Source organism: Pectobacterium sp. IFB5596, assembly GCF_021432585.1.
Taxonomy (GTDB): domain Bacteria; phylum Pseudomonadota; class Gammaproteobacteria; order Enterobacterales; family Enterobacteriaceae; genus Pectobacterium; species Pectobacterium punjabense.
Genome location: NZ_LXFY01000012.1, coordinates 166735 through 188963 on the forward strand (window position 1 = coordinate 166735; position 22229 = coordinate 188963).

General features: G+C 51.1%; 24 protein-coding genes and 1 riboswitch. Of the genes, 19 read left to right on the top strand and 5 right to left on the bottom strand.

Annotation, left to right across the window (positions count from 1 at the left end):
* The first annotated feature begins 25 nt into the window (after window positions 1-25).
* The 7 genes from mrdA (at window position 26) to lipA (ending at window position 7989) form a co-directional block, all read left to right on the top strand.
* Window positions 26-1930, top strand: a complete 1905-nt coding sequence (gene mrdA, locus A6301_RS10565; protein WP_107168307.1) for a peptidoglycan DD-transpeptidase MrdA — start codon at window positions 26-28, stop codon at window positions 1928-1930.
* A gap of 9 nt (window positions 1931-1939) precedes the next feature.
* On the top strand, window positions 1940-3052 hold the full coding sequence (gene mrdB, locus A6301_RS10570; protein WP_107168308.1) for a peptidoglycan glycosyltransferase MrdB: 1113 nt from the start codon (window positions 1940-1942) through the stop codon (window positions 3050-3052).
* A gap of 13 nt (window positions 3053-3065) precedes the next feature.
* On the top strand, window positions 3066-4187 hold the full coding sequence (gene rlpA, locus A6301_RS10575; protein WP_205541642.1) for an endolytic peptidoglycan transglycosylase RlpA: 1122 nt from the start codon (window positions 3066-3068) through the stop codon (window positions 4185-4187).
* A 166-nt stretch (window positions 4188-4353) separates the two neighbouring features.
* The gene (gene dacA, locus A6301_RS10580) at window positions 4354-5565 is read left to right on the top strand and encodes a D-alanyl-D-alanine carboxypeptidase DacA (protein WP_014700744.1); all 1212 of its coding nucleotides are present in this window, start codon (window positions 4354-4356) and stop codon (window positions 5563-5565) included.
* Window positions 5566-5701: 136 nt separating this feature from the next.
* On the top strand, window positions 5702-5965 hold the full coding sequence (gene ybeD, locus A6301_RS10585) for a DUF493 family protein YbeD (protein ID WP_005976281.1): 264 nt from the start codon (window positions 5702-5704) through the stop codon (window positions 5963-5965).
* Between the two features lie 147 nt (window positions 5966-6112).
* Entirely contained in the window at window positions 6113-6796 is a 684-nt protein-coding gene (gene lipB, locus A6301_RS10590; RefSeq protein WP_205541640.1) for a lipoyl(octanoyl) transferase LipB, read from the top strand.
* 227 nt (window positions 6797-7023) lie between these two features.
* Window positions 7024-7989 (top strand): lipoyl synthase, encoded by a 966-nt coding sequence (gene lipA / locus A6301_RS10595; protein ID WP_107168310.1) that lies wholly within the window; start codon window positions 7024-7026, stop codon window positions 7987-7989.
* Between the two features lie 83 nt (window positions 7990-8072).
* Here lipA and tatA read toward each other — a convergent pair whose 3' ends face one another.
* Window positions 8073-8270 carry a Sec-independent protein translocase subunit TatA gene (tatA, locus tag A6301_RS10600; RefSeq protein WP_205541638.1) on the bottom strand — a complete coding sequence of 66 codons (198 nt, stop codon included), beginning with the start codon at window positions 8268-8270 and terminating at the stop codon, window positions 8073-8075.
* A gap of 256 nt (window positions 8271-8526) precedes the next feature.
* A riboswitch (Fluoride riboswitch) is annotated at window positions 8527-8632 on the top strand.
* A gap of 98 nt (window positions 8633-8730) precedes the next feature.
* Here tatA and crcB point away from each other — a divergent pair.
* Window positions 8731-9114, top strand: a complete 384-nt coding sequence (gene crcB / locus A6301_RS10605; RefSeq protein WP_107168312.1) for a fluoride efflux transporter CrcB — start codon at window positions 8731-8733, stop codon at window positions 9112-9114.
* A 65-nt stretch (window positions 9115-9179) separates the two neighbouring features.
* Here the strand turns inward: crcB and cspE are convergent, their stop codons facing one another.
* The gene (gene cspE / locus A6301_RS10610; protein ID WP_005976270.1) at window positions 9180-9389 is read right to left on the bottom strand and encodes a transcription antiterminator/RNA stability regulator CspE; all 210 of its coding nucleotides are present in this window, start codon (window positions 9387-9389) and stop codon (window positions 9180-9182) included.
* Window positions 9390-9607: 218 nt separating this feature from the next.
* On the opposite strand from cspE, the gene A6301_RS10615 reads away from it, so the two are divergent.
* The gene (locus A6301_RS10615) at window positions 9608-10318 is read left to right on the top strand and encodes an aspartate/glutamate racemase family protein (RefSeq protein ID WP_234257742.1); all 711 of its coding nucleotides are present in this window, start codon (window positions 9608-9610) and stop codon (window positions 10316-10318) included.
* 165 nt (window positions 10319-10483) lie between these two features.
* On the opposite strand, the gene ypfM is transcribed toward A6301_RS10615, so the two are convergent.
* Window positions 10484-10543 (bottom strand): protein YpfM, encoded by a 60-nt coding sequence (ypfM, locus tag A6301_RS22475; RefSeq protein WP_137739554.1) that lies wholly within the window; start codon window positions 10541-10543, stop codon window positions 10484-10486.
* 233 nt (window positions 10544-10776) lie between these two features.
* On the opposite strand from ypfM, the gene A6301_RS10620 reads away from it, so the two are divergent.
* Genes A6301_RS10620 through A6301_RS10635 form a run of 4 tightly spaced genes read left to right on the top strand, consistent with a single transcriptional unit; the run spans window position 10777 to window position 13148 of the window.
* Window positions 10777-11154 (top strand): ArsC family reductase, encoded by a 378-nt coding sequence (locus A6301_RS10620; RefSeq protein ID WP_234257743.1) that lies wholly within the window; start codon window positions 10777-10779, stop codon window positions 11152-11154.
* A 1-nt stretch (window position 11155) separates the two neighbouring features.
* Window positions 11156-12283 carry a succinyl-diaminopimelate desuccinylase gene (gene dapE / locus A6301_RS10625; RefSeq protein ID WP_215484528.1) on the top strand — a complete coding sequence of 376 codons (1128 nt, stop codon included), beginning with the start codon at window positions 11156-11158 and terminating at the stop codon, window positions 12281-12283.
* Window positions 12280-12954 carry a M15 family metallopeptidase gene (locus A6301_RS10630; protein ID WP_205541630.1) on the top strand — a complete coding sequence of 225 codons (675 nt, stop codon included), beginning with the start codon at window positions 12280-12282 and terminating at the stop codon, window positions 12952-12954. The genes dapE and A6301_RS10630 overlap by 4 nt, the downstream gene beginning before the upstream one ends.
* Before the next feature lie 2 nt (window positions 12955-12956).
* Window positions 12957-13148, top strand: a complete 192-nt coding sequence (locus A6301_RS10635; protein ID WP_014700752.1) for a YpfN family protein — start codon at window positions 12957-12959, stop codon at window positions 13146-13148.
* A gap of 63 nt (window positions 13149-13211) precedes the next feature.
* On the opposite strand, the gene A6301_RS10640 is transcribed toward A6301_RS10635, so the two are convergent.
* A complete protein-coding gene (locus A6301_RS10640; RefSeq protein WP_205541628.1) occupies window positions 13212-14111 on the bottom strand; it encodes a LysR family transcriptional regulator in 900 nt (299 codons plus the stop codon).
* A 470-nt stretch (window positions 14112-14581) separates the two neighbouring features.
* Here A6301_RS10640 and A6301_RS10645 point away from each other — a divergent pair, with 470 nt between their 5' ends.
* The 6 genes from A6301_RS10645 to A6301_RS10670 all read left to right on the top strand — a co-directional run bounded on the left by A6301_RS10645 (window position 14582) and on the right by A6301_RS10670 (window position 20262).
* Window positions 14582-15904, top strand: coding sequence for a CitMHS family transporter (locus A6301_RS10645; RefSeq protein WP_205541626.1), 1323 nt, complete (start codon window positions 14582-14584; stop codon window positions 15902-15904).
* A 61-nt stretch (window positions 15905-15965) separates the two neighbouring features.
* A complete protein-coding gene (locus A6301_RS10650; protein ID WP_234257745.1) occupies window positions 15966-17306 on the top strand; it encodes an acyclic terpene utilization AtuA family protein in 1341 nt (446 codons plus the stop codon).
* Window positions 17306-17605 (top strand): hypothetical protein, encoded by a 300-nt coding sequence (locus A6301_RS10655; protein ID WP_005976252.1) that lies wholly within the window; start codon window positions 17306-17308, stop codon window positions 17603-17605. Before A6301_RS10650 ends, A6301_RS10655 begins: the two co-directional genes overlap by 1 nt.
* 163 nt (window positions 17606-17768) lie before the next feature.
* On the top strand, window positions 17769-18425 hold the full coding sequence (atoD, locus tag A6301_RS10660) for an acetate CoA-transferase subunit alpha (protein WP_015730933.1): 657 nt from the start codon (window positions 17769-17771) through the stop codon (window positions 18423-18425).
* Window positions 18425-19072 carry a 3-oxoacid CoA-transferase subunit B gene (locus tag A6301_RS10665; protein WP_107168320.1) on the top strand — a complete coding sequence of 216 codons (648 nt, stop codon included), beginning with the start codon at window positions 18425-18427 and terminating at the stop codon, window positions 19070-19072. The genes atoD and A6301_RS10665 overlap by 1 nt, the downstream gene beginning before the upstream one ends.
* A gap of 11 nt (window positions 19073-19083) precedes the next feature.
* Window positions 19084-20262 (top strand): acetyl-CoA C-acetyltransferase, encoded by a 1179-nt coding sequence (locus A6301_RS10670; protein ID WP_234257747.1) that lies wholly within the window; start codon window positions 19084-19086, stop codon window positions 20260-20262.
* Between the two features lie 98 nt (window positions 20263-20360).
* On the opposite strand, the gene A6301_RS10675 is transcribed toward A6301_RS10670, so the two are convergent.
* Window positions 20361-22031, bottom strand: coding sequence for a methyl-accepting chemotaxis protein (locus A6301_RS10675; RefSeq protein ID WP_234257748.1), 1671 nt, complete (start codon window positions 22029-22031; stop codon window positions 20361-20363).
* Window positions 22032-22229 lie beyond the last annotated feature (198 nt).

The window sequence follows — 22229 nt, forward strand, 5'->3', positions numbered from 1 at the left end:
GATGAAACATGTGAAATAACACTGGATGAAAGTAGAACGCAAACCCTTTCGTGATTATACGGCGGAGTCCGCTCTGTTCGTGCGCCGTGCTTTGGTAGCCTTTCTGGGCATTTTGCTGCTTTCTGGTGTATTAGTCGCTAATCTTTATCACCTGCAAATTTTGCGTGTCGATGACTATCGCACGCGCTCTAACGAGAACCGCATTAAGCTGGTTCCTATCGCTCCCAGCCGCGGTATCATTTACGACCGTAACGGCACCCCGTTGGCGCTGAACCGCACCATCTATCAATTAGAACTGGTGCCTGACAAAGTCGACAGCCTGAAAGAAACGCTGGAAGCACTGCGCCCCATCGTTAATTTGACCGATGACGATCTGGAAAATTTTGAAAAAGAGCGCAAGCGTTCACGCCGTTTTACCTCCATTCCAGTAAAAACCGGGCTTGATGAGATTCAGGTCGCACGTTTTGCCGTCAACCAATACCGCTTTCCTGGCGTTGAGGTTAAAGGCTATCAACGCCGCTATTATCCTTACGGTTCTGCGTTAACGCACGTCACGGGCTATGTCTCCAAAATCAACGATAAAGACGTAGAACGGCTGACCAAAGAAGAAAAAATTGCCGACTATGCCGCGACGCGTGACATCGGCAAGCTGGGTATCGAACGTCATTATGAGGATTTGCTGCACGGCAAACCCGGTTATGAAGAAGTTGAAGTTAACAACCGTGGCCGCGTGATCCGCCAACTTCACGAACAGCCACCGCAGGCCGGGCGCGATATTTATCTAACGTTAGATCTGAGCCTACAAATCTACATCGAGAAACTGCTGGAAGGCAGCCGCGCCGCCGTCATTGTCACCGACCCACGCGACGGCGGTATTCTGGCGATGGTTTCCACGCCCAGTTACGACCCCAATCTGTTTGTCGACGGGATTTCCACCAAAAATTATACCAAACTCCAAAACGATCCCGATCGTCCACTGATCAACCGTGCAACGCAGGGAATTTACCCTCCGGCTTCCACCGTTAAACCCTATATTGCGGTTTCCGCCCTGACTGCTGGCGTTATCACCACTAACACTAGCCTGTTCGATCCTGGCTGGTGGCAATTACCCGGCTCCGAAAAGCGTTTCCGCGACTGGAAAAAATGGGGGCATGGTCGTCTTAACCTCACCAAGTCACTGGAAGAATCCGCGGATACTTTCTTCTATCAGGTCGCGTATGACATGGGAATCGATCGCCTATCCGAATGGATGAATAAATTTGGTTATGGCGAGAAAACCGGCATCGATATTTCGGAAGAAAGCGCCGGCAACATGCCAACCCGTGAGTGGAAACTCAGGCGATTTAAGAAGCCCTGGTATCAGGGGGATACCATTCCCGTCGGGATCGGCCAAGGTTACTGGACGGCGACCCCTATTCAGATGAATAAGGCATTGGTCACGCTCATTAACGACGGCCAGGTAAAAACGCCACACCTGCTTTATAGTTCGCGGGAAAATGGCGTTATCGTGCCTTTCCGACAAACTGAGAATCTACAGATTGGTAATATCCACTCTGGCTATTGGGAAGTGGCGAAGGACGGAATGTATGGCGTGGCTAACCGCGCTAACGGCACCGCACACAAGAGTTTCGATGATGCGCCTTATAAAATTGCGGCAAAATCCGGTACGGCGCAGGTTTTCGGCCTGAAAGAAAACGAAACTTATAATGCGCACAAGATCGCAGAGCATCTGCGTGACCATAAATTAATGGTCGCATTTGCCCCGTATAAGGACCCAAAAGTCGCGATGTCGATTATTCTGGAAAACGGTGGGGCTGGTCCGACCGTGGGTGCTATCACTCGCCAGATCCTTGATCATATCCTGCTGGGTGACAACAATACCGATTTACCTAGCGCGCCTCCTGCGCCGCCGGGTAGCGAGAGTGAGTAACAGACAGTCATGACCGATAGCCAACAAAAAGGTTCGTTCTGGGCGAAAATCCACATCGACCTTCCGTTCCTTCTCTGCATCCTGGCACTGCTGGGCTATAGTCTATTTGTCTTATGGAGCGCTAGCGGACAGGACGTCGGCATGATGGAGCGAAAAGTCGTTCAGATCGTGCTAGGGTTTACGGTAATGATCGTAATGGCGCAAATTCCTCCTCGCGTCTATGAAGGCTGGGCACCCTACCTCTATGTAGTTTGTGTCATTTTGCTGCTGATCGTAGATATTTTCGGACAAATAAGTAAAGGCGCACAGCGCTGGCTGGATTTAGGTTTTATTCGCTTCCAGCCATCGGAAATAGCCAAGATCGCCGTGCCACTGATGGTTGCCCGTTTTATTAACCGTGATATGTGTCCACCCTCGCTAAAAAATACGGCGATTGCGTTGATCCTGATTTTTGTTCCTACACTGCTGGTTGCTGCACAGCCGGATTTAGGCACCTCGATCCTGATTGCATTATCTGGCCTGTTTGTGCTTTTTCTCGCCGGTATGAGCTGGAGCTTGATTGGCATTGCTGTGCTACTACTCGCCGCGTTTATTCCGATACTCTGGTTCTTCCTGATGCACGATTATCAACGAGCCAGGGTCATGATGCTGCTCGATCCGGAAAGCGATCCGCTCGGTGCGGGATACCATATTATTCAGTCGAAAATTGCGATAGGCTCAGGTGGCCTGTCTGGCAAAGGCTGGCTGCATGGCACACAGTCTCAGTTAGAGTTTCTGCCGGAGCGGCACACTGACTTTATCTTTGCCGTGTTGGCTGAGGAGCTTGGATTAATCGGCGTCTTAATTCTGCTCGCGATGTACCTGTTCATGATTATGCGCGGTCTGGTCATTGCCGCTAATGCGCAAACCTCGTTCGGCCGGGTTATGGTCGGCGGACTGATGTTAATTCTGTTTTTCTATGTTTTCGTCAATATCGGGATGGTCAGCGGTATACTTCCCGTCGTTGGCGTGCCGCTGCCGCTAATCAGCTACGGCGGATCGGCGCTGGTCGTTTTAATGGCGGGATTCGGTATCGTCATGTCGATACATACTCACCGCAAACTGCTATCCAAGAATTTATAACACGAGGTGAGCGATGCGTAAGGATTGGCTTTGGGTCGGCGTAGCAACTCTGGCGCTTGCGGCCTGTACCACAACGGAACAGCGGCAGCCTGCACCGCCTGTTACTCAGGTTTACAGCGGCCCGACGGAAGAGATCGGCGGCGCGGAACCGCGTTATGAACCCTACAATCAGGGTACGCTCCAAGACTACAGCATCAAAGGCAAGAGCTATAAAATTGTCAAAGATCCACAAAACTTTAGCGAAACAGGCTTAGCTGCATGGTACGGCGAGGAGGCCAGCGGTAATCGCACGTCAATCGGCGAAACGTTTGACCCTAACGCGATAACTGCCGCCCACCCGACACTGCCGCTGCCAAGCTATGTCCGCGTCACCAACCTGAGTAACGGCCGTCGTCTGGTTGTACGCGTAAACGACCGCGGGCCATATACGCCGGGCAGAATTATCGATCTGTCGAAGGCCGCAGGCGATCGCCTGAATATTTCGAACAATACCAAAGTGAAAGTGGACTTCATCAACGTCGCACCAGACGGCACGCTTTCAGGCCCCGGAACCGTGGGCACCACCGTCGCCAAGCAAAGCTTCGCTCTGCCGGAACGTCCGAGCTTCGGTGCCAGCGGACTGGGTACACCCATGATGGAAACGACACAACCAACATCCAATAGCGACGTACGGCCAATCAGCAATAGCGGCCTGAGCGTGCCAGCAGAAAGCACGCAGCCGCAGAGCAGCGCGCCGTCGCACAGCGGTGGTTTTCTGGGGGCACCTTCCGCGCTGCGCGCTGGTGTGGTTGAGTCCAGCGTGACACCAACGGCAACCTCATCACCGTCCGCTGCGCCAGTAAACGTCGCTCCAGCGGCTGCCATCGTTGCTGCTCCCGCCGCCGCCGCACCATCTTCTACGGGTCGCTATGTCGTTCAGGTCGGTGCGTTGAGCGATCAACAGCGCGCGCAAACCTGGCAGCGTAGCCTGAGTGAACGCTTCCGCGTAGCAGGTAAAGTCACCGCGAGTGGTGGACTGTACCGTATCCAACTGGGGCCATTCCAGAATCGTCAGCAAGCCGCTGAACTTCAACAACGTTTGTCAGTCGAAGCTCAGCAGCAGTCGTTTATTACCGCCGCACCCGGCACGCTCTAGCCACGGATAATCGGCAGGCTCACGAAGCAAAAACGGCGGCTATGGCATTGAACATACCGCCCTTTTGCAAAATCACGTAACGTAATGCCTGATGCCTGCCTATTCCCCATCTGCTATAGTGTGGCTCGTTTTTTAACTCATACCCACGGATGTTGTTGTTCCAATCATGAATACTGTAAACACGTCTCGTTTTACTAAGCGTACTGCGCTTGGCGCACTGCTCGTCATTAGTGCCTCTTCCTTTGCCTATGCCGAAGATATCAATCTTAAAACGATGATCCCCGGCGTCCCGCAAATTGATGCTGAATCCTACATCCTGATTGATTACAACTCTGGGAAAGTGTTGGCGGAAATGAATGCCGACACGCGCCGCGATCCGGCCAGCTTAACGAAAATGATGACCAGCTATGTCATTGGTCAGGCGATTAAATCAGGAAAAATCAGCCCGAACGACATCGTTACCGTCGGTAAAGATGCCTGGGCAACCGGTAACCCGACCTTCCAGGGGTCTTCCCTGATGTTCCTTAAACCGGGCGACCGTGTTCCTGTTTCCCAACTCAATCGTGGCATTATCCTGCAATCGGGTAACGATGCCTGCGTCGCGATGGCCGACTATGTTGCTGGCAGTCAGGATGCTTTCGTTAACCTGATGAATGGTTACGTGAAAGCGCTGGGGCTGCAAAACACCAATTTTGAAACCGTACACGGTCTTGATGCTCCGGGTCAGTTCAGTTCGGCGCGTGATATGGCGTTGATCGGTCAGGCACTGATCCGCGATGTGCCAGAAGAGTACGCGACCTACAAAGAAAAAGAGTTCACGTTTAACAATATTCGCCAGCCTAACCGTAACGGCTTGCTGTGGGATTCCAGCCTGAATGTTGATGGCATCAAAACCGGCCATACCTCATCAGCGGGCTTTAATCTGGTTGCTTCGGCAACAGAAGGTCAGATGCGCCTGATTTCAGCGGTACTGGGCGGACGTAATGCCAAAGGGCGCGAATCAGAAAGCAAAAAATTGCTGACCTGGGGCTTCCGCTTCTTTGAAACCGTTGCGCCGTTGAAAGCAGGTAAAGAATTCGCGTCTGAACCCGTCTGGTTTGGCGACAGCGACCGTGTGGCGTTAGGCGTGGAGAAAGATGCCTATCTGACCATTCCACGTGGCCGTATGAAAGATCTGAAAGCCAGCTATGTTCTGGACAACACGGAACTGCATGCACCGTTAGCCAAAAATCAGGTTGTGGGTTCCATCAACTTCCAACTGGATGGCAAAACCATCGATCAGCGCCCGCTGGTGGTCATGAACGAAGTGAAAGAAGGCGGGATCTTTGGCCGCATGATCGACTACATCAAACTGATGTTCCACCACTGGTTCGGCTAATCCCCCTTGTCTGGGGCAAAAATGCCCCCATATAGCTAGCATCCATAACTCCCGCAGAACGCGGGAGTTATATTTTTTAGTATAATGTACCTATGTCAGTGCTAATACCGACGGTATTCCCCTCTCTGGAGCGCAAATGAAAACCAAATTAAACGAACTGCTTGAATTTCCGTGTGTTTTTACCTACAAAGTTATGGGTGAGGCAAAGCCGGAATTAGTCGATCTGGTCGTTGAAGTGGTACAGCGTCACGCGCCTGGCGACTACACCCCACAGATCAAACCCAGCAGCAAAGGGAATTATCACTCGGTTTCCATCACCATCACGGCGACACACATTGAGCAGGTGGAAACGCTGTACGAAGAACTGGGCAATATCGACATCGTGCGCATGGTTCTATAAAGCAAGGCATAGCGTTCTGTAAAAGTCGTACTGTAATCAAAACGGGCGGGGAAACTGGCGAGTGCGCCAGGGTTTTGTGATTTTGCAAAGTGCTGTTCGCTGAGGCTTCCCGCCGTTATAATCTCCCCACCTTTCCTTAACCTGAAGATGACACACTTGCTACAGGATAAGATCATCGTACGCCAATTTGACGTACAGCCGTATGAACCCGTCTCTCTGGCGATGCATAATTTCACCGACCGACGTGATGATAAAACCCCAGACGAAATCTGGCTGGTTCAGCACCCTCGCGTATTTACACAGGGTCAGGCAGGCAAAGCCGAACATGTCCTTATGCCCGGCGATATTCCCGTTATTCAAAGTGACAGAGGCGGTCAGGTGACCTACCACGGCCCCGGTCAGCAGGTTATGTACGTGTTGATTGACCTAAAGCGCCGCAAGCTCGGCGTTCGTCAGCTCGTCACCGCGATTGAAAATACCGTGATTGCTACACTGGCACACTTCCAGATTGACGCCCATGCGCGCCCTGATGCACCCGGCGTCTATGTGGGTGAGCGTAAAATCTGTTCGCTAGGACTGCGTATTCGTAAAGGTTGCTCTTTTCACGGGCTGGCGCTGAATATCGCCATGGATCTTTCTCCTTTCCTGCGCATTAACCCGTGTGGTTACGCCGGAATGGAGATGACGCAAATCAGCGATCTGGTGCAGGGCGTCACGCTGGATGACACCGCCCCTGTGCTGGTAAACACCTTTTTGCAGTTAGTCGGCTACTCCGCACCCGAATTTGTTTCGTGGAATCTGGACGTTCAGGGTGAGCCGCTTCCTGGTTAACGCATTTCATCCTGTTAATAAAAATCAGTCGGTTAGGCGATCATTTTTTGATAAATTACATTTTATTCACATAATTTCTTCATTTTGATCGCGCAAAGGCTGATTGTGATTAGGCAAGATGATATAATTTTTATAGTTTTTTAAAAAAAAGTTTAACCAAAAACATAATCCTTTGAATTTGAAAAATAAATTTAAAGAAACGATTCAGAACTGGAACTTACGCAAACATGAGTAAACCGATTCAGATCGAACGCGGCGTCAAATACCGCGATGCCGATAAGATGGCGCTAATCCCGGTACGTACTGTTGTTACCGAACGCCAAGAGCTTCTGCGCAAACCTGAATGGATGAAGATTAAACTTCCAGCGGATTCGAGCCGTATTCAGGGAATCAAAGCGGCCATGCGCAAAAACGGGTTGCACTCAGTTTGCGAAGAAGCGTCCTGTCCGAATCTGGCAGAGTGTTTCAACCACGGCACCGCCACCTTCATGATTCTGGGTGCCATTTGTACCCGTCGCTGCCCGTTCTGTGACGTTGCCCACGGCCGCCCGCTTACGCCGGATGCGAATGAGCCTGAGAAACTAGCACAGACCATCCATGACATGGGCTTGCGCTACGTCGTGATCACCTCTGTTGACCGTGATGACCTGCGCGACGGTGGTGCTCAGCACTTTGCGGATTGTATTAGCGCCATTCGCCGTAAGAACCCGAATATCCGTATCGAAACGCTGGTGCCAGACTTCCGTGGTCGTATGGATCGCGCGTTAGAAATCCTGACTGCCACGCCGCCGGATGTGTTCAACCACAACCTGGAAAATGTGCCGCGCGTTTACCGTCAGGTTCGCCCCGGTGCGAACTATGAATGGTCGCTGAAGCTGCTGGAAAACTTCAAGAGCGCGCATCCCGATATCCCGACCAAATCTGGCCTGATGGTGGGATTGGGGGAAACCAATGCTGAAATCGTAGAAGTCATGCGCGACCTGCGCCGCCACGGCGTAACGATGCTGACGCTGGGACAATATTTACAGCCGAGCCGCCATCACCTGCCGGTACAGCGCTACGTCAGCCCGGATGAGTTCGATGAGATGAAAGCCGAAGCGATGGCGATGGGCTTTACCCACGCGGCCTGTGGCCCGTTTGTTCGCTCATCCTACCATGCCGACCTACAGGCAAAGGGCATCGAAGTAAAATAAGAGCTCATAGTTTTTTACACATTTTTTGTGTGGGAATAAAAAACGGACGGCAATTGCCGTCCGTTTTGTTATGTGGAGTGCGATCAGGATTCTTTGCGAGACGAATCATTCAGCGCAGCCGTGTCATCTGTCTTGGCCGGTTGATCGTCATTCATCGCCTTTTTAAAGCCTTTAATCGCCGTACCTAAATCACCGCCCAGGCTACGAAGTTTATTCGTACCGAACAGCAGAATGATTAATGCGCCAATCACCAATAGTTTGGCAATACTGATACCTTCCATACAAACCTACCTGATTTACAGAGGCTGGAGACGCCAGCAAACGAGAACTCGTACTTGTCGAATAGTGGTTGTCAAAAAAACATCGTTGTCGAAAAAATTCTTTGTACCCTATGTCCTCTATGTAAAACCTTACGCAGCACGACACAATCTGCATCTGTAACAAAGTAAGACGCCGCTTTCGCACGCATTCAGATCGCTTTACAACTTTCCTCTCTGCATCACTACAAAAACCCTGCCTGACGGCGTAAACTTTTCATACTAAAGCGGGGATGACATTCCTCCCTACCCTAACGCCACCAAAAACGTTGGCAGCCCGAGATATAGGGTACAACCGCCACTCGGCTAATGATGTCTACGTCCACCTCGCAGAGAGGGCGTAGCGTCCTGCCCACAACTCTCCGAGATCGCAAAAAAACCATGCGGAAACAATCCATGCAAAAGCAATCCAAGAAAGGTTTCTATGCTTAGTACATTACTCGCAGTATTTATTGGCGGCGGAGTCGGTAGCGTGGCGCGCTGGCAGTTAGGCGTTAAGTTTAACAATCTGTATCCAGCGTTGCCGTTGGGTACCCTGCTTGCCAACTTGATTGGTGCTTTCGTTATTGGTGGCGCGCTCGCTTTCTTCCTGCGTCATCCCAGTCTCGATCAGGACTGGAAAATATTGATTACTACTGGGCTGTGCGGCGGCTTAACAACGTTTTCGACCTTTTCCGCAGAAGTCGTTATGTTTCTGCAAAGTGGGCAGTTGGCGGCAGCGGGGTTACACGTCCTGTTGAATCTGGCGGGTTCATTGCTGATGACCGCATTGGCGTTTGCCTTGGTCACTTGGGTGGCAACACTCTGACACCATCATGAAAAATAAAGCAAAAAAAACCCGCCATTGGCGGGTTTTTCACGAAATCGGTATAATTAAATAGCGTTAACGTTAGCAGCAGAAGGACCTTTGGCACCGTCAGTGATTTCGAACTCTACACGCTGACCTTCAGCCAGAGTTTTGAAACCATTGCTCTGGATGGCAGAGAAGTGTACGAACACGTCTTTGCTACCATCTTCTGGAGTAATGAAACCGAAGCCCTTGGACTCATTAAACCACTTAACACTACCTTTAATCTTAGACATCAAACTTACCTTTACATGAATGAAAGACACAAAATCTGTGTCACGTACAGTACAACAATAGATTGACCTTTTGTCCAGTTGAAGTTGGATAAAAAGTGATAAAAGTCGCTAAAAATGTATACCGAGTAGCCCGGTTGCCCTATTTTAATCCGATGCAGAACGCGGAGAGTTCAGTTCTGGCTGATTCATTACTTTTTATGATATCGAAGGGAGACACTATGGTAAGTAAAACGCTGGGTCTTATCGGGGGAATGAGCTGGGAATCCACTATCCCGTATTATCGCATTATTAACGAATATGTGAAAAACCAACTAGGTGGCCTGCACTCCGCCAAAATCATCCTTCACAGTGTCGATTTTCACGAGATAGAACAATTACAGTCACAGGGGGATTGGGCTCAGGCTGCTACCATGCTGGGTAATATCGCCGTAGGATTACGTCAGGCGGGAGCTGACGCGATCGTCATCTGTACCAACACCATGCATAAAGTCGCTGATGAAGTTGAACGCGCCAGCCAGCGCCCCCTTTTACATATTGCCGATGCTACCGGAGCCAGTCTGAAACAGCACGGATTGAAGAAAGTTGGTTTGCTCGGCACCCGCTACACGATGGAGCAAGACTTTTATCGCCAACGCATTCAGGAACGCTTTGGTGTAGACGTGATTGTTCCCGATCAGGCAGGAAAAGAAGCTGTTAACCGCATCATTTACGACGAGCTGTGTCTGGGGAACATTAACGACACCTCGCGACAGGTCTATCGGGACATTATCCAGCAGCTTGAACAGCAAGGCGCAGAAGGCATCATTCTGGGTTGTACGGAAATTCCGCTGTTAATCGGTGCAGCAGATGCGACGGTTCCTCTTTTTGATACGAGTTACCTCCACGCCATCGCCGCCGCGAAATTCGCCCTTAATCAGCCATTATCATGAATTAAATAGAGAAAAATAAAATTCGCACGCTAGCTAATAATAGCCTCTTTTATTTACTCAGGTTTCCCCTTTTTGGATAGAAAAAAAGCAGTATTGAGAGACTCAATACTGCTTATTCGTATGATTTTATTCCTGGTATGCAATGACTAACAGTACTTCTCGTTATTATTTACGTAACATTGCTTCAATAAAATCTTTCCAAGTACTCACTTCTACTTCTACCATGCGAACCTCTTGGTGATTAACGGCGACGCATTATACGCACACTTTTTAATCAGGTAAAAGTGTTATGAAAGTATAAAAAGTGTACTGACGCCTATTTCTGCTACACAGTTCACAGTAGATCTCCCCGCCTTTTTTCGGCATGCTGGGCTATCGCACGATTAGGCTCCGTCGAGCCGTGCTGTCCAGCACAGCAATCGTCATGCAACTCAATAAGCAGAAAGGATTTTCCCTCTATGGCGCTGACCATGTACGGCATTAAAAATTGTGACACTATAAAGAAAGCGCGCCGCTGGCTGGACGATCAGCAGGTAGCGTACCATTTTCATGATTATCGCGCCGACGGTCTGGATGCACAGCAGCTACAGCGTTTCATCGACCAATTGGGGTTTCATGCCTTACTCAACACGCGCGGAACGACCTGGCGTAAACTCAGCGAAGAACTGCGTGAACGGATCAACAGCGATACCAGCGACAGCGCAGAGGCTGCCAAAAACCTGATGCTGGAACAGCCAGCTGTGATTAAACGACCGCTGCTGATTGCCGATGACGGCAATGCATTACTTGGGTTCAGTACCGACAGCTATCAGAAATTTATTGCGGAGAACAAATAACGTGTCTTGCCCAGTCATAGAGCTTGCTCAACAGTTAATTAAACGCCCTTCCCTCAGCCCAAATGACGAGGGCTGCCAGGCACTCATGATTGAACGCCTGACGGCGATCGGCTTTACCGTCGAAGCGATGGATTTTGGCGATACTCAAAATTTCTGGGCATGGCGCGGCACAGGAAAAACATTGGCCTTCGCCGGCCACACCGACGTGGTTCCCAGCGGCGATGAAAGCCATTGGCAGCATCCGCCGTTTGAACCCATCATTCGTGACGGCATGTTGTACGGTCGCGGCGCGGCGGACATGAAAGGTTCGCTGGCCGCCATGGTGATTGCCGCCGAGCGCTTTGTCGCTGCCCACCCCAACCATCAGGGGCGTCTGGCGTTTCTGATTACGTCGGACGAAGAAGCCAGCGCCGTTAACGGCACGGTAAAAGTCGTCGACGCGCTGATGGCTCGTCACGAGCGATTGGACTATTGCTTGGTCGGCGAGCCGTCCAGTACGCATGTCGTAGGCGATGTAGTAAAAAACGGTCGTCGTGGCTCTATCACCGCGAATCTGCGCGTACACGGCGTACAAGGGCACGTAGCCTACCCTCATCTGGCGGACAACCCGGTTCACCGTGCAGCACCGGCGCTCAACGAACTGATCGCTACCGAGTGGGATCAGGGCAACGAATTCTTCCCGCCAACCACCATGCAAATCGCCAATATTCAGGCGGGTACGGGTAGCAATAACGTCATCCCCGGCGAACTGTTTGTGCAGTTCAATTTTCGCTTCAGCACCGAATTAACGGATGTGTTAATTCAGCAGCGCGTAGCGGAATTACTGGATCGCCACCAGCTTAATTACACCATCGACTGGAAGCTCTCCGGCCAGCCATTCCTAACCGCTCGCGGCGAACTGGTCGATGCCGTGGTGAATGCCGTCAAGCATTACAACGAGGTTACCCCAGAACTGCTGACAAATGGCGGCACCTCCGATGGCCGATTCATTGCCCGCATGGGCGCGCAGGTCGTTGAACTGGGTCCCGTTAATGCCACGATCCATAAAGTGGATGAATGTGTCAGCGCCGCAGACCTGCAACTGCTAAGCCGCATGTACCAGCGCATTATGGAGCAGCTCATCGCATGATGACGCCAGCTATGTTAACCGGTAAAAGCGACCAGCATCTGGTCGCTTTACATGGTCGCCACCGTCTTCAGCCAGAGGCGGTAACCGCGTTTCTGGCGCTACAGCACGCGGCCAAAACGGCAGGATTCAACCTACAGCCCGCCAGCACGTTTCGCGATTTTGAGCGCCAGCGTCAAATCTGGAATAGCAAGTTTCATGGCGAACGCCCCGTCATGGATGCCAACAGCCAACCGCTGGATGTCTCGTCTCTGGACGACGGCGAGCGCTGTGAAGCCATTCTACGCTGGTCTGCGATGCCCGGCTCCAGCCGTCACCATTGGGGCAGCGATCTTGATATCTACGATCCTGATTTATTACCCGCAGACAGCTCGCTTCAGTTGGAGCCGTGGGAATATGAAGAAGGCGGTTATTTTGCCGCGCTGAATGCATGGCTGAGCGCACACATGCATGAATACGGTTTTTATCGGCCTTATGCGCACGATCTCGGTGGTGTCGCAGTCGAACCCTGGCATATCAGCTATTATCCATTAGCACAGTATGCGGAAGAACAGCTTACACCCGACCTCATCCTTGCCGCCTGGCAAGATGAAGATATTGCAGGCTACCACTGGCTTTGCCAGCACTTGCCGCAGCTGTTTACCCGTTATATTCATAATGTTGATGAGGCGTAACCATGGCATGGCTGGCTGATTACTGGTGGATAATCCTGATTATCCTGATAGGCATGCTGATTAACGGCATCAAAGAATTGCGCAACGTTGACCATACGCGTTTTCTGCTCAATAAACCAAAATTGCCTCCACATCGTGACAACAACGACAAATGGGACAATGAAGACGACGACTGGCCGCAGAAAAAACCCTGATACCTATCATCGCCAAACCGCCTGCACGTGCGTTAAGCCTTACGCTGCGGGCGGTTTGGGTTCTCACGCGGCGGGAACAAAACTTTCCGCCCGCTCCAGAAGAAAATCATAAAATTCTTTCGCGCACACCGACAGTTGCCGTTCTTTATCCGTCACCAGATAGATGCCGCGCTGCAACGATAGATCCCGGAACGGAATAATCGCAATGTCTTTGTGCTGGAACTGGAACAGCGTCAGCCCCGTTACAATACTCACGCCATAATTTGCCGCCACCAGCCCCATCATGGTGGTCAATTGACGTACTTCCAGCACGTAGTTAAAGCCCTCCGGCTCGATAAGCTGATCGGTATACTGCCGGATGCTGGTGCCTTTGCAGAACCCGACAAACGGGTATTGCGCCACATCGACCACATCAACACTGTCGCGCTGCGCCAGCGGGTGCGAGTTCTGGCAGATCAGGTAAAAACTGTCGGCAAACAGCATGCGAGAGCTGAACGTTCCCGGCGATGGCTGCCCTGCCGTCAGTGCCAAATCGGCGCGTCCATCCAATACCGCTTTCAGGCAGCGATCCCACTGTGTATCCAGCAGTTCAACCTTTATCTTGGGGTAAGCACGATGATATTGCGCCAGCACCTGAGGCAACCATTCCACCGCCATTGACGGCAATACCGCCAGCACAATCTTCCCTTTGTACCCCGTAGCATACGACTTGATCTCACCGACAGCATCATCATGGGTTTGCACCAGCCGACGGGCAATATCAATGAAATGGAGGCCATCGGCATTGAGTTGCACTTTACGTGTATCGCGGTCAAATAGTCGATAGCCGACCTCTTCCTCTAACCCGGCAATTAATGAACTAAATGCAGGTTGCGAGAGATTTATTTTTTGAGCGGCACGCGTGAAATTATCAGTTTCAGTCAGTGCGATAAAGGCGCGTAATTGTTTTATCGATAAGTTCATAGTGTTTTTATATAAATAAAATGAAGTCTCCGGTAAGAAAGGAACAAATTCAATAAAAAAAATTGGCAACTACCATTTTTATGATCCTTCCCGCATTTATTTAATTCCATTCAAACAACGCCACTATTCATAAAAATGGACATTCTGGATAAATATCACAAATCATAAAAAACAATTAAGTGAAAAGACTTAACTATACAAACCAAATCAATCAATTAGACATTAATAAGAAAATCAAAACGATTCATATCATTAACAAATAAAATAAACCCATTAGATTTACGAATAAAATCATTTCGATTACGAGTTAGTATAAAGAGGGATGAGAGTGATAAAAATAGTGCAGACAAAAAATCAAATGACTCTGAGATAAGCATTCATTTTTATTTGTTAATTATTACATGGATTGTTATTGAGTTGTTTAATTTATTGTAAATAAAACCATACAATTATACTAATGAGGAGTTTTTATGCTGGCTCTCATCGGGGTGCTCACTATAGCTACCCTGCTCTTTTTCATCATGACCAAACGAATGTCGCCTCTGGTGGCGCTTATCGTGATTCCCGTTCTTGGCGCGCTCGCGGCAGGCAGCGGCACCGATACCGCGAAATACGTGGTAGATGGCATCACCAAACTAGCCCCAATGGCGGCAATGTTTGTTTTTGCCATCGCCTTTTTCGGTGTCGTCACCGATGCCGGCATGTTTGATCCTATCATCAAAGGGATCTTACGCATGGTCGGCACCAACCCGGTAAAAATCATTATCGGTACAGGCGTGTTAGCACTGATCGCGCACCTGGACGGTAACGGTGCCGTCACCTTCCTGATCACCATTCCCGCGATGCTGCCGCTGTTTAATAAACTCGGTATGGATAAGCGCATCCTGGTCGGCATTACCGCACTCAGCGCGGGGGTTAACTTCCTGCCGTGGACCGGGCCGATGATCCGTGCCGCCGCCGCGTTGAACACCACCACGCACGATCTGTTTATTCCCCTCATCCCAGCGCAACTTTGCGGCCTGACCTTCATGGTGCTCATGGGCTATTACTGGGGTAAGAAAGAAGAGAAGCGTCTGGGGCTGGCATCGGGTAATCCGCTGGCAAGTGGTACGCAATCCATCACCGCGGAAGCGCATGTGAAAGAGCTGACCGATGCGGAAAAAGCGCTGCGCCGCCCAAAAATGTTCTGGGTCAACATTGCGCTGGTGCTTGCCGTTATCGGCACCATGGTGTTTACCAAAATTTCACCGACGGTCGCCTTTATGATCGCCCTGACGCTGGCGTTGATGTTCAACTACCCCAACGTTGAAATGCAGAAGGAACGCATTAATGCCCATGCTAAAGCGGCGCTGATGATGGCTAGCATCCTGTTCGCAGCGGGTGCTTTCACCGGCATCATGAGCGGTACTGGCATGCTGAAAGCCATGTCGCTCTCGGCGGTCAGCTTTGTGCCAGAATCTTTTGCCTCCCACATTCCGTTTATCGTCGGCCTGATCTCCATGCCGCTGAGCCTGGTGTTTGACCCAGACTCGTACTACTTCGGCATCATGCCAGTCATTGCCCACACAGTGGACATGTTAGGCGTACCACCGATTCAGGTCGCACAGGCTTCCGTATTAGGACAAATGACCACCGGCTTCCCGGTTAGTCCGCTGACGCCAGCCACCTTCCTGCTGGTCAGCCTTGCGGGTGTCGATCTCGCCGACCACCAGAAATTCTCTATCCCTGTGCTCTGGGCCGCTAGCGTCATCATGACGTTCGCCTGCGTCATCTTCGGGGTCTTCCCCTTGTAGGGAACAGATGGTTTCCCATTGATGATGCCAACAGACACATTTCATTGATAAAGGTAAGTTTATGAAAACAATTCGTATTGGTTCCGGGGCTGGCTATGCTGGCGATCGCATCGAACCAGCCGTAGAACTGGCTCAAAAAGGCGACATTCAGTATCTGGTATTTGAATGTCTGGCAGAGCGCACTATCGCTATCGGCCAAAAGCAGAAACAGCAGAATCCAGAAAAAGGCTACAACGAGCTGCTGGCTGACCGCATGCACGCCGTGCTGCCGCTCTGCCTGGAAAAAGGTATCAAGATCATCACTAATATGGGATCGGCTAACCCTGTCGCCGCCGGTCAGCGCGTATTGGAAATCGCCAAAGAGCTCGGCGCAGACAAACTGAAGATTGCGATCGTCACCGGTGACGATGTGCATTCAGTTCTGATCGCACAAGACTCCAAATTGGATGAGATTGGCCTGCCTGTTTCACGCTGCGGTAAAGACATTCTTTCCGCCAATGCCTATCTGGGTGCGGATGCGCTGGTTGAAGCGCTGCATCAGGGTGCAGACGTGATTATCGCCGGCCGCGTTTCCGATCCGTCTTTGTTCCTGTCCGCCATGATGTATGAATTCAACTGGGCAGCCGATGACTGGGATCGTCTGGGCAAAGGTACCTGCCTCGGACACCTGCTGGAATGCGCAGGTCAAATCACCGGTGGTTACTATGCCGATCCCGGTGTTAAAGATATCCCCAATCTTGACCGTCTTGGCTTCCCAATTGCGGAAATTAGCGAAGATGGCAGCGCGGTGATCACCAAGGTTGAAGGCTCCGGCGGCTGCGTCTGTGTTGATACTTGTAAAGAACAGCTACTGTACGAAATCCACCGCCCGGATAGCTATATCACCCCGGACGTGATTGCCGATTTCAGCCACGTCACGTTTGCCCAAGACGGTGAAAACCGCGTACGCGTACAGGGAGCAACCGGACGGGAAAAAACCGACACGCTGAAAGTGTCTGTTGGCTATCAGGATGGGTTCATCGGTGAAGGCGAAATTTCTTACGCAGGTCCCGGTGCGGTGGCGCGCGGCCGTTTAGCGCTGGATATCGTCAAAGGGCGCTTTGCGCTGTGCCAGATCGATTTTCAGGAAGTGCGCTATGACCTGATCGGTGTCGATGCCCTGCACGGTGCACAGCGGTCGCAAAGCAGCGAACCGTATGAAGTGCGTGCACGCGTCGCGGCACGCTGCACCTCCAGAGCACAGGCGGTGAAAGTAGGCAATGAAGTTGAAACGCTCTATACCAACGGCCCGGCAGGCGGCGGCGGCGTTAACAAAGCGGTGAAAGAAATACTGGCGATGGATTCCACCCTGCTGTCTCGCGCCTGCGTCACACCAGCCGTTGATTATCTGGAGATTAAATAATGAAACTGCGTGAAATTGCTCACTCTCGTACCGGCGATAAAGGAAATACCTCCAATATTTCGCTGATTGCTTACCGTGCAGAAGATTACGACGTGCTGAAAGAGAAGATCACTGCCGAAAAAGTGAAATCCTGGTTTGCCGATATCGTGACGGGTGATGTCGTTCGCTATGAGTTACCGAGCATCGGCGCACTGAACTTCGTCATGTACGGCGCACTCGGCGGCGGTGTCACCCGCTCGCTAGCGCTGGACATGCACGGCAAAGGACTAAGCTCAGCCATACTGGATATCGATATTTAATTCGATAACAGGGAACAGGTGGAGTTATTCAATTCCCTCTGTTCCCGCTAAATAACGTACATGTGCCGCCATGATTAGCAGATATTTATTTATCTGCGGGGATTCGTGCGGCCATTTTTCAGAGCAACAACTTTCAGAGTCATTATTTAAGAGTAAATATGCAATGAACAATAAAGTCATTGATGCCAGCCATTTCCGTTCTTATTTATTTGACGGAATGACAATTATGTTCGGTGGTTTTATGGGCGTCGGAACACCGAAATTATTGGTAGATGAAATCATTAAATCCGGCGTCTCTGATTTAACCCTGATTGGAAATGATACCGGATTTGTCGATACCGGCGTTGGGCCGTTAATTGTCAGCGGTCAGGTAAAAAAACTGATTACTTCACACATTGGTACGAATCCAGAAACTGGACGCCGTATGCTCTCCGGTGAACTGGACGTAGAGCTAGTGCCACAAGGGACGCTGGCGGAACGCATTCGCAGCGGTGGCGCGGGGCTAGGCGGTTTTTTAACGCCAACCGGCGTTGGCACCATCGTCGAAGAAAATAAGCAAAAAATAACCATTAACGATATTACTTATTTATTAGAACTGCCCATTAAGGCCGATCTCGCCATATTACAGGCCAGCATTGCCGACACCAGCGGAAATCTTATTTATCACCTCACCGCCCGTAATTTTAACCCGCTCATTGCGCTTGCCGCGAAGAAAGTCGTGGCGCAATGCGAGCAGGTTATTCCGGTTGGTCAATTAGCACCGGAATGTATTGTCACCCCAGCCGCGCTGGTCGATCACCTGTATTTGGGAGAGAAATAATGGATGCGAAAGAATTAATCGCCCGCCGCGTCGCGCAGGAACTGAAAAACGGTGACGTGGTGAATTTAGGTATTGGCTTACCCACCAAAGTGGCGAATTACGTGCCGCACGGCATCGAAGTCACTTTCCAATCAGAGAACGGCTTTTTGGGACTCGGCGCGGTTACCGAACCGGATGGCAATCTGGTTAACGCCGGGGGTCAGGCATGCGGCATGGTGCCTGGTGCGGCCATGTTCGACAGCGCGTTTTCCTTTGCGCTAATTCGTGGCGGTCATGTCGATGTCTGCGTGTTGGGCGGTTTGCAGGTCGATGAACATGGCAACCTCGCCAACTGGATGGTACCGGGAAAAATGGTGCCCGGCATGGGCGGCGCAATGGATCTGGTTGTCGGCGCCAAGAAGGTCATCATCGCCCTTGAGCACTGCGCCAAAAATGGCGATGCGAAGTTATTGCATCAGTGCACCTACCCACTGACCGCCGCCAATAAAGTCAGCATGGTCGTCACTGAACTGGCGGTCTTCCAGTTTATCGACAGGCAAATGGTGCTGACCGAAATCAGCCCGAACATCACCGTGGACGAGCTGCGCCAGAAAACCGAGGCGAACTTCATCGTGTCCGCCGATTTACAACCCTTCAGCATTCATTAATCGAGGCGACCATGAACGACTCCGTTGTTATTGTTAGTGCCAAACGCACCGCGATTGGCAAATTCGCAGGCAGTCTGGCCAACACATCTGCTATCGAGATGGCTTCTGCCACCATTCGCGACTGTCTGTCTACGCTGCCGGACACGTTGGCGATTGATGAAGTGATTCTCGGCAACGTGCTGCAAGCCGGTCTGGGGCAAAACCCCGCGCATCAGGCGAGTCAGGCCGCCGGTATCGCCGTTGAAACGCCCTCGCTGACCGTCAGCAAAGTATGTGGTTCCGGCTTAAAAGCGGTTGTGCTGGGGGCGCAGTCTATTCTGTCTGGAGATAACCAGGTCTGTGTGACCGGCGGGATGGAAAACATGAGCGCCGCGCCTTATCTGCTGGAAAAAGCACGCCACGGTTACCGCATGGGGGATGGCAAACTCGTTGACATCATGATTAAGGATGGCCTGTGGTGTGCATTTAATGATTACCACATGGGCACCACGGCAGAAAATATCGCCGAGCGCTATCAGCTCACGCGAGAAGAACAGGATCGAGTAGCGCTGGCGTCGCAACAGAAGGCGGTCGCCGCGATTGAAGCGGGCCGCTTCAAAGCCGAAATTACCCCGCTGTCGCTGCGTAGCAAAAAAGAGACACGGATTTTCGATCGGGACGAATTCCCTCGCGCAGACACCACGCTGGCGTCGCTGGCGACGTTACGTCCTGCTTTTTCCGCTAACGGCACTGTTACCGCAGGCAATGCATCCGGCATTAATGACGCGGCCGCGACGCTGGTGTTAATGCGTGAATCCGAAGCGAAAAAACAGGGGATTACCCCACTAGCGCGCATCCGTAGCTGGGCCTCTGCCGGCGTGCCGAGTGACGTCATGGGGCTGGGGCCAATTCCTGCGACGCAGAAAGCGCTGATCAAGGCTGGGTTGACGATCGGCGATATTGACCTGATCGAAGCCAATGAAGCCTTCGCCGCACAGTTCCTAGCGGTACAGCGCGATCTCCAACTCGATCCAGCCAAGGTGAACGTTAACGGCGGCGCGATTGCATTAGGCCACCCTATCGGCGCGAGCGGCGCGCGTATTCTCGTTACGCTGGTACATGCGCTGCACAGCTATAACAAAACGCTGGGGCTGGCGACACTGTGCATTGGCGGCGGGCAAGGTATCGCGATGATCGTCGAGCGCGTTTAAAGCGGGTTGTTCCCGGTTAAAACGACAATGCAGGCCATTACGGCCTGCATTGCTTTGTTGTGCTATACGTTTCGATCAGCAGCAACACGATTCCTCAGTTAAAACGTTTCCCAATTCGCATTCGATGATCTGCCGGACGTAGGTTTGGGCAATAGCGATGTCGGTAATGCAGCCGGAGAGGGTACGCTCTCGACACGATGTGCCTGCGTTGTCGCCTGGTTAATATTGAACACCTCAACCGCGTTCTGCAAAAATCTAGCCTGTTCTTCCAATGCCGCGGCGGCAGAAGCCGATTCTTCAACCAGCGAGGCATTTTGCTGCGTGACGCGATCCATTTCATTGATCGCCTGTCCGACCTGATCGATACCCCGGCTTTGCTCATCCGATGCTGATGCGATTTCGCCCATAATATCCGTTACCCGGCTCACGGCACTGACGATTTCCTTCATCGTATCGCCCGCGTCTTTCACCTGCAAAGAACCGGTATTCGAACGGCTAACCGAATCATCAATCAGCACTTTGATCTCTTTTGCGGCCTGCGCACTGCGCTGTGCCAACGTGCGCACTTCGCCCGCCACCACGGCAAAGCCACGCCCTTGCTCCCCAGCTCGCGCAGCTTCAACCGCTGCATTCAGCGCAAGAATATTGGTTTGGAAAGCAATACCATCAATCACGCTGGTAATGTGGGCAATTTTCCGTGAGCTATCAGATATCTCATCCATCGTTTTCACGACGTTATTAACCACAATGCCACCTTTATTCGCCGTCTCTGACGCATTTTTTGCCAGCAATGTGGCCTGACGTGCATTGTCTGAGTTTTGCTTCACCGTTGAGGTCAGTTGCTCCATACTGGCAGCCGTTTCCTGTAACGAGGCGGCCTGCTGCTCCGTACGCGAAGACAGGTCATTACTGCCCGCTGAAATTTCACTGGCACCTGCGTGGATGGAGTGGGAACTGTCGCGTACCAAACTCACGGTGCGAGTTAATGACTGCTGCATATGGTGTAGCCCCGCCGCCAGTTGGCTCATCTCATTACGACCGCTAGCATCAATATGCAGCGTTAGATTACCTTCAGCAATGGCGCTGATATGTTGCATGAGCGTGCGCAGCGGATGTAAAAGGATACGCTGCAACCCGATCCAACTGAGAAGAATCACCAGCACGACAACCACAGAGAGTGCGCCTAAAACCCACAGCATCGTTTCAAACGCGACGTGGTTTTCCTGTAAACCGTCGTCTGACAGCTGGTTTTGTGCCGCACGCCACGCAATATAGGCATCCTGCATCGCCACGTTAAATGGCGTCGCCCCACCGCTCAATTTCATCGCTGCCCCTGCTAACCCACCGGAAAGCGAATCAACAATATCGTTCAGCAACTTATCGTAGGCGGTATAACTCTCTTCAAGTTTTTTAGATAATGACTCATCCAATCCGGGCGTATTAGGCAGAGACAAATAATATTTATAGCTACTCTCTGAAGCAGCCAATTGCGATTTGGCTTGCTGTAAGAGTGCCTGCATGGCCTCTTTATCCGCATTCCCCATCATCATGTTTTGTATAATAGATCCGATAGCGATGCGTGTCTGGTTCATCATAATCCAGGCATCAGTAAAGGCGGCCACATTCTGGTTAGAGCGTTGAGAAACAAGGAAACTGTCTCTATCGTTCATCAATGCCCGAACGGATAGCGCCCCTGTTAAAAACTGAGATATTCCTAATACAAACAATAAAATGACAAGGATGGTAATGACTTTAATACGCTTAAACATGGCACACCCTCTTTTTCCATAAGGATGTGATAGTTATATCCGAAAAAAGAAGGTAAATATTGAACACTCAACACAAATCAAAACATTGCCGATATTATTTAACATTCCAATATGGATAATATTATTTTTAATATGGATAAAAACCATTATTCAAAAAACATATTATTTAATTTAAATAGAGGCAACGTTCGTTATCAA

What these genes read in the sequence shown, in the direction of transcription:
- crcB (WP_107168312.1), top strand. Translation starts at nt 8,731, where the DNA reads ATGCTTAGTACATTACTCGCAGTATTTATTGGCGGCGGAGTCGGTAGC.
- A6301_RS10670 (WP_234257747.1), top strand. Translation starts at nt 19,084, where the DNA reads ATGAACGACTCCGTTGTTATTGTTAGTGCCAAACGCACCGCGATTGGC.
- A6301_RS10620 (WP_234257743.1), top strand. Translation starts at nt 10,777, where the DNA reads ATGGCGCTGACCATGTACGGCATTAAAAATTGTGACACTATAAAGAAA.
- lipB (WP_205541640.1), top strand. Translation starts at nt 6,113, where the DNA reads ATGACACACTTGCTACAGGATAAGATCATCGTACGCCAATTTGACGTA.
- A6301_RS10615 (WP_234257742.1), top strand. Translation starts at nt 9,608, where the DNA reads ATGGTAAGTAAAACGCTGGGTCTTATCGGGGGAATGAGCTGGGAATCC.
- dacA (WP_014700744.1), top strand. Translation starts at nt 4,354, where the DNA reads ATGAATACTGTAAACACGTCTCGTTTTACTAAGCGTACTGCGCTTGGC.
- A6301_RS10665 (WP_107168320.1), top strand. Translation starts at nt 18,425, where the DNA reads ATGGATGCGAAAGAATTAATCGCCCGCCGCGTCGCGCAGGAACTGAAA.
- ybeD (WP_005976281.1), top strand. Translation starts at nt 5,702, where the DNA reads ATGAAAACCAAATTAAACGAACTGCTTGAATTTCCGTGTGTTTTTACC.
- mrdA (WP_107168307.1), top strand. Translation starts at nt 26, where the DNA reads ATGAAAGTAGAACGCAAACCCTTTCGTGATTATACGGCGGAGTCCGCT.
- A6301_RS10650 (WP_234257745.1), top strand. Translation starts at nt 15,966, where the DNA reads ATGAAAACAATTCGTATTGGTTCCGGGGCTGGCTATGCTGGCGATCGC.
- tatA (WP_205541638.1), bottom strand. Translation starts at nt 8,270, where the DNA reads ATGGAAGGTATCAGTATTGCCAAACTATTGGTGATTGGCGCATTAATC.
- A6301_RS10640 (WP_205541628.1), bottom strand. Translation starts at nt 14,111, where the DNA reads ATGAACTTATCGATAAAACAATTACGCGCCTTTATCGCACTGACTGAA.
- A6301_RS10675 (WP_234257748.1), bottom strand. Translation starts at nt 22,031, where the DNA reads ATGTTTAAGCGTATTAAAGTCATTACCATCCTTGTCATTTTATTGTTT.
- lipA (WP_107168310.1), top strand. Translation starts at nt 7,024, where the DNA reads ATGAGTAAACCGATTCAGATCGAACGCGGCGTCAAATACCGCGATGCC.
- A6301_RS10655 (WP_005976252.1), top strand. Translation starts at nt 17,306, where the DNA reads ATGAAACTGCGTGAAATTGCTCACTCTCGTACCGGCGATAAAGGAAAT.
- mrdB (WP_107168308.1), top strand. Translation starts at nt 1,940, where the DNA reads ATGACCGATAGCCAACAAAAAGGTTCGTTCTGGGCGAAAATCCACATC.
- cspE (WP_005976270.1), bottom strand. Translation starts at nt 9,389, where the DNA reads ATGTCTAAGATTAAAGGTAGTGTTAAGTGGTTTAATGAGTCCAAGGGC.
- A6301_RS10630 (WP_205541630.1), top strand. Translation starts at nt 12,280, where the DNA reads ATGATGACGCCAGCTATGTTAACCGGTAAAAGCGACCAGCATCTGGTC.
- atoD (WP_015730933.1), top strand. Translation starts at nt 17,769, where the DNA reads ATGAACAATAAAGTCATTGATGCCAGCCATTTCCGTTCTTATTTATTT.
- A6301_RS10635 (WP_014700752.1), top strand. Translation starts at nt 12,957, where the DNA reads ATGGCATGGCTGGCTGATTACTGGTGGATAATCCTGATTATCCTGATA.
- A6301_RS10645 (WP_205541626.1), top strand. Translation starts at nt 14,582, where the DNA reads ATGCTGGCTCTCATCGGGGTGCTCACTATAGCTACCCTGCTCTTTTTC.
- rlpA (WP_205541642.1), top strand. Translation starts at nt 3,066, where the DNA reads ATGCGTAAGGATTGGCTTTGGGTCGGCGTAGCAACTCTGGCGCTTGCG.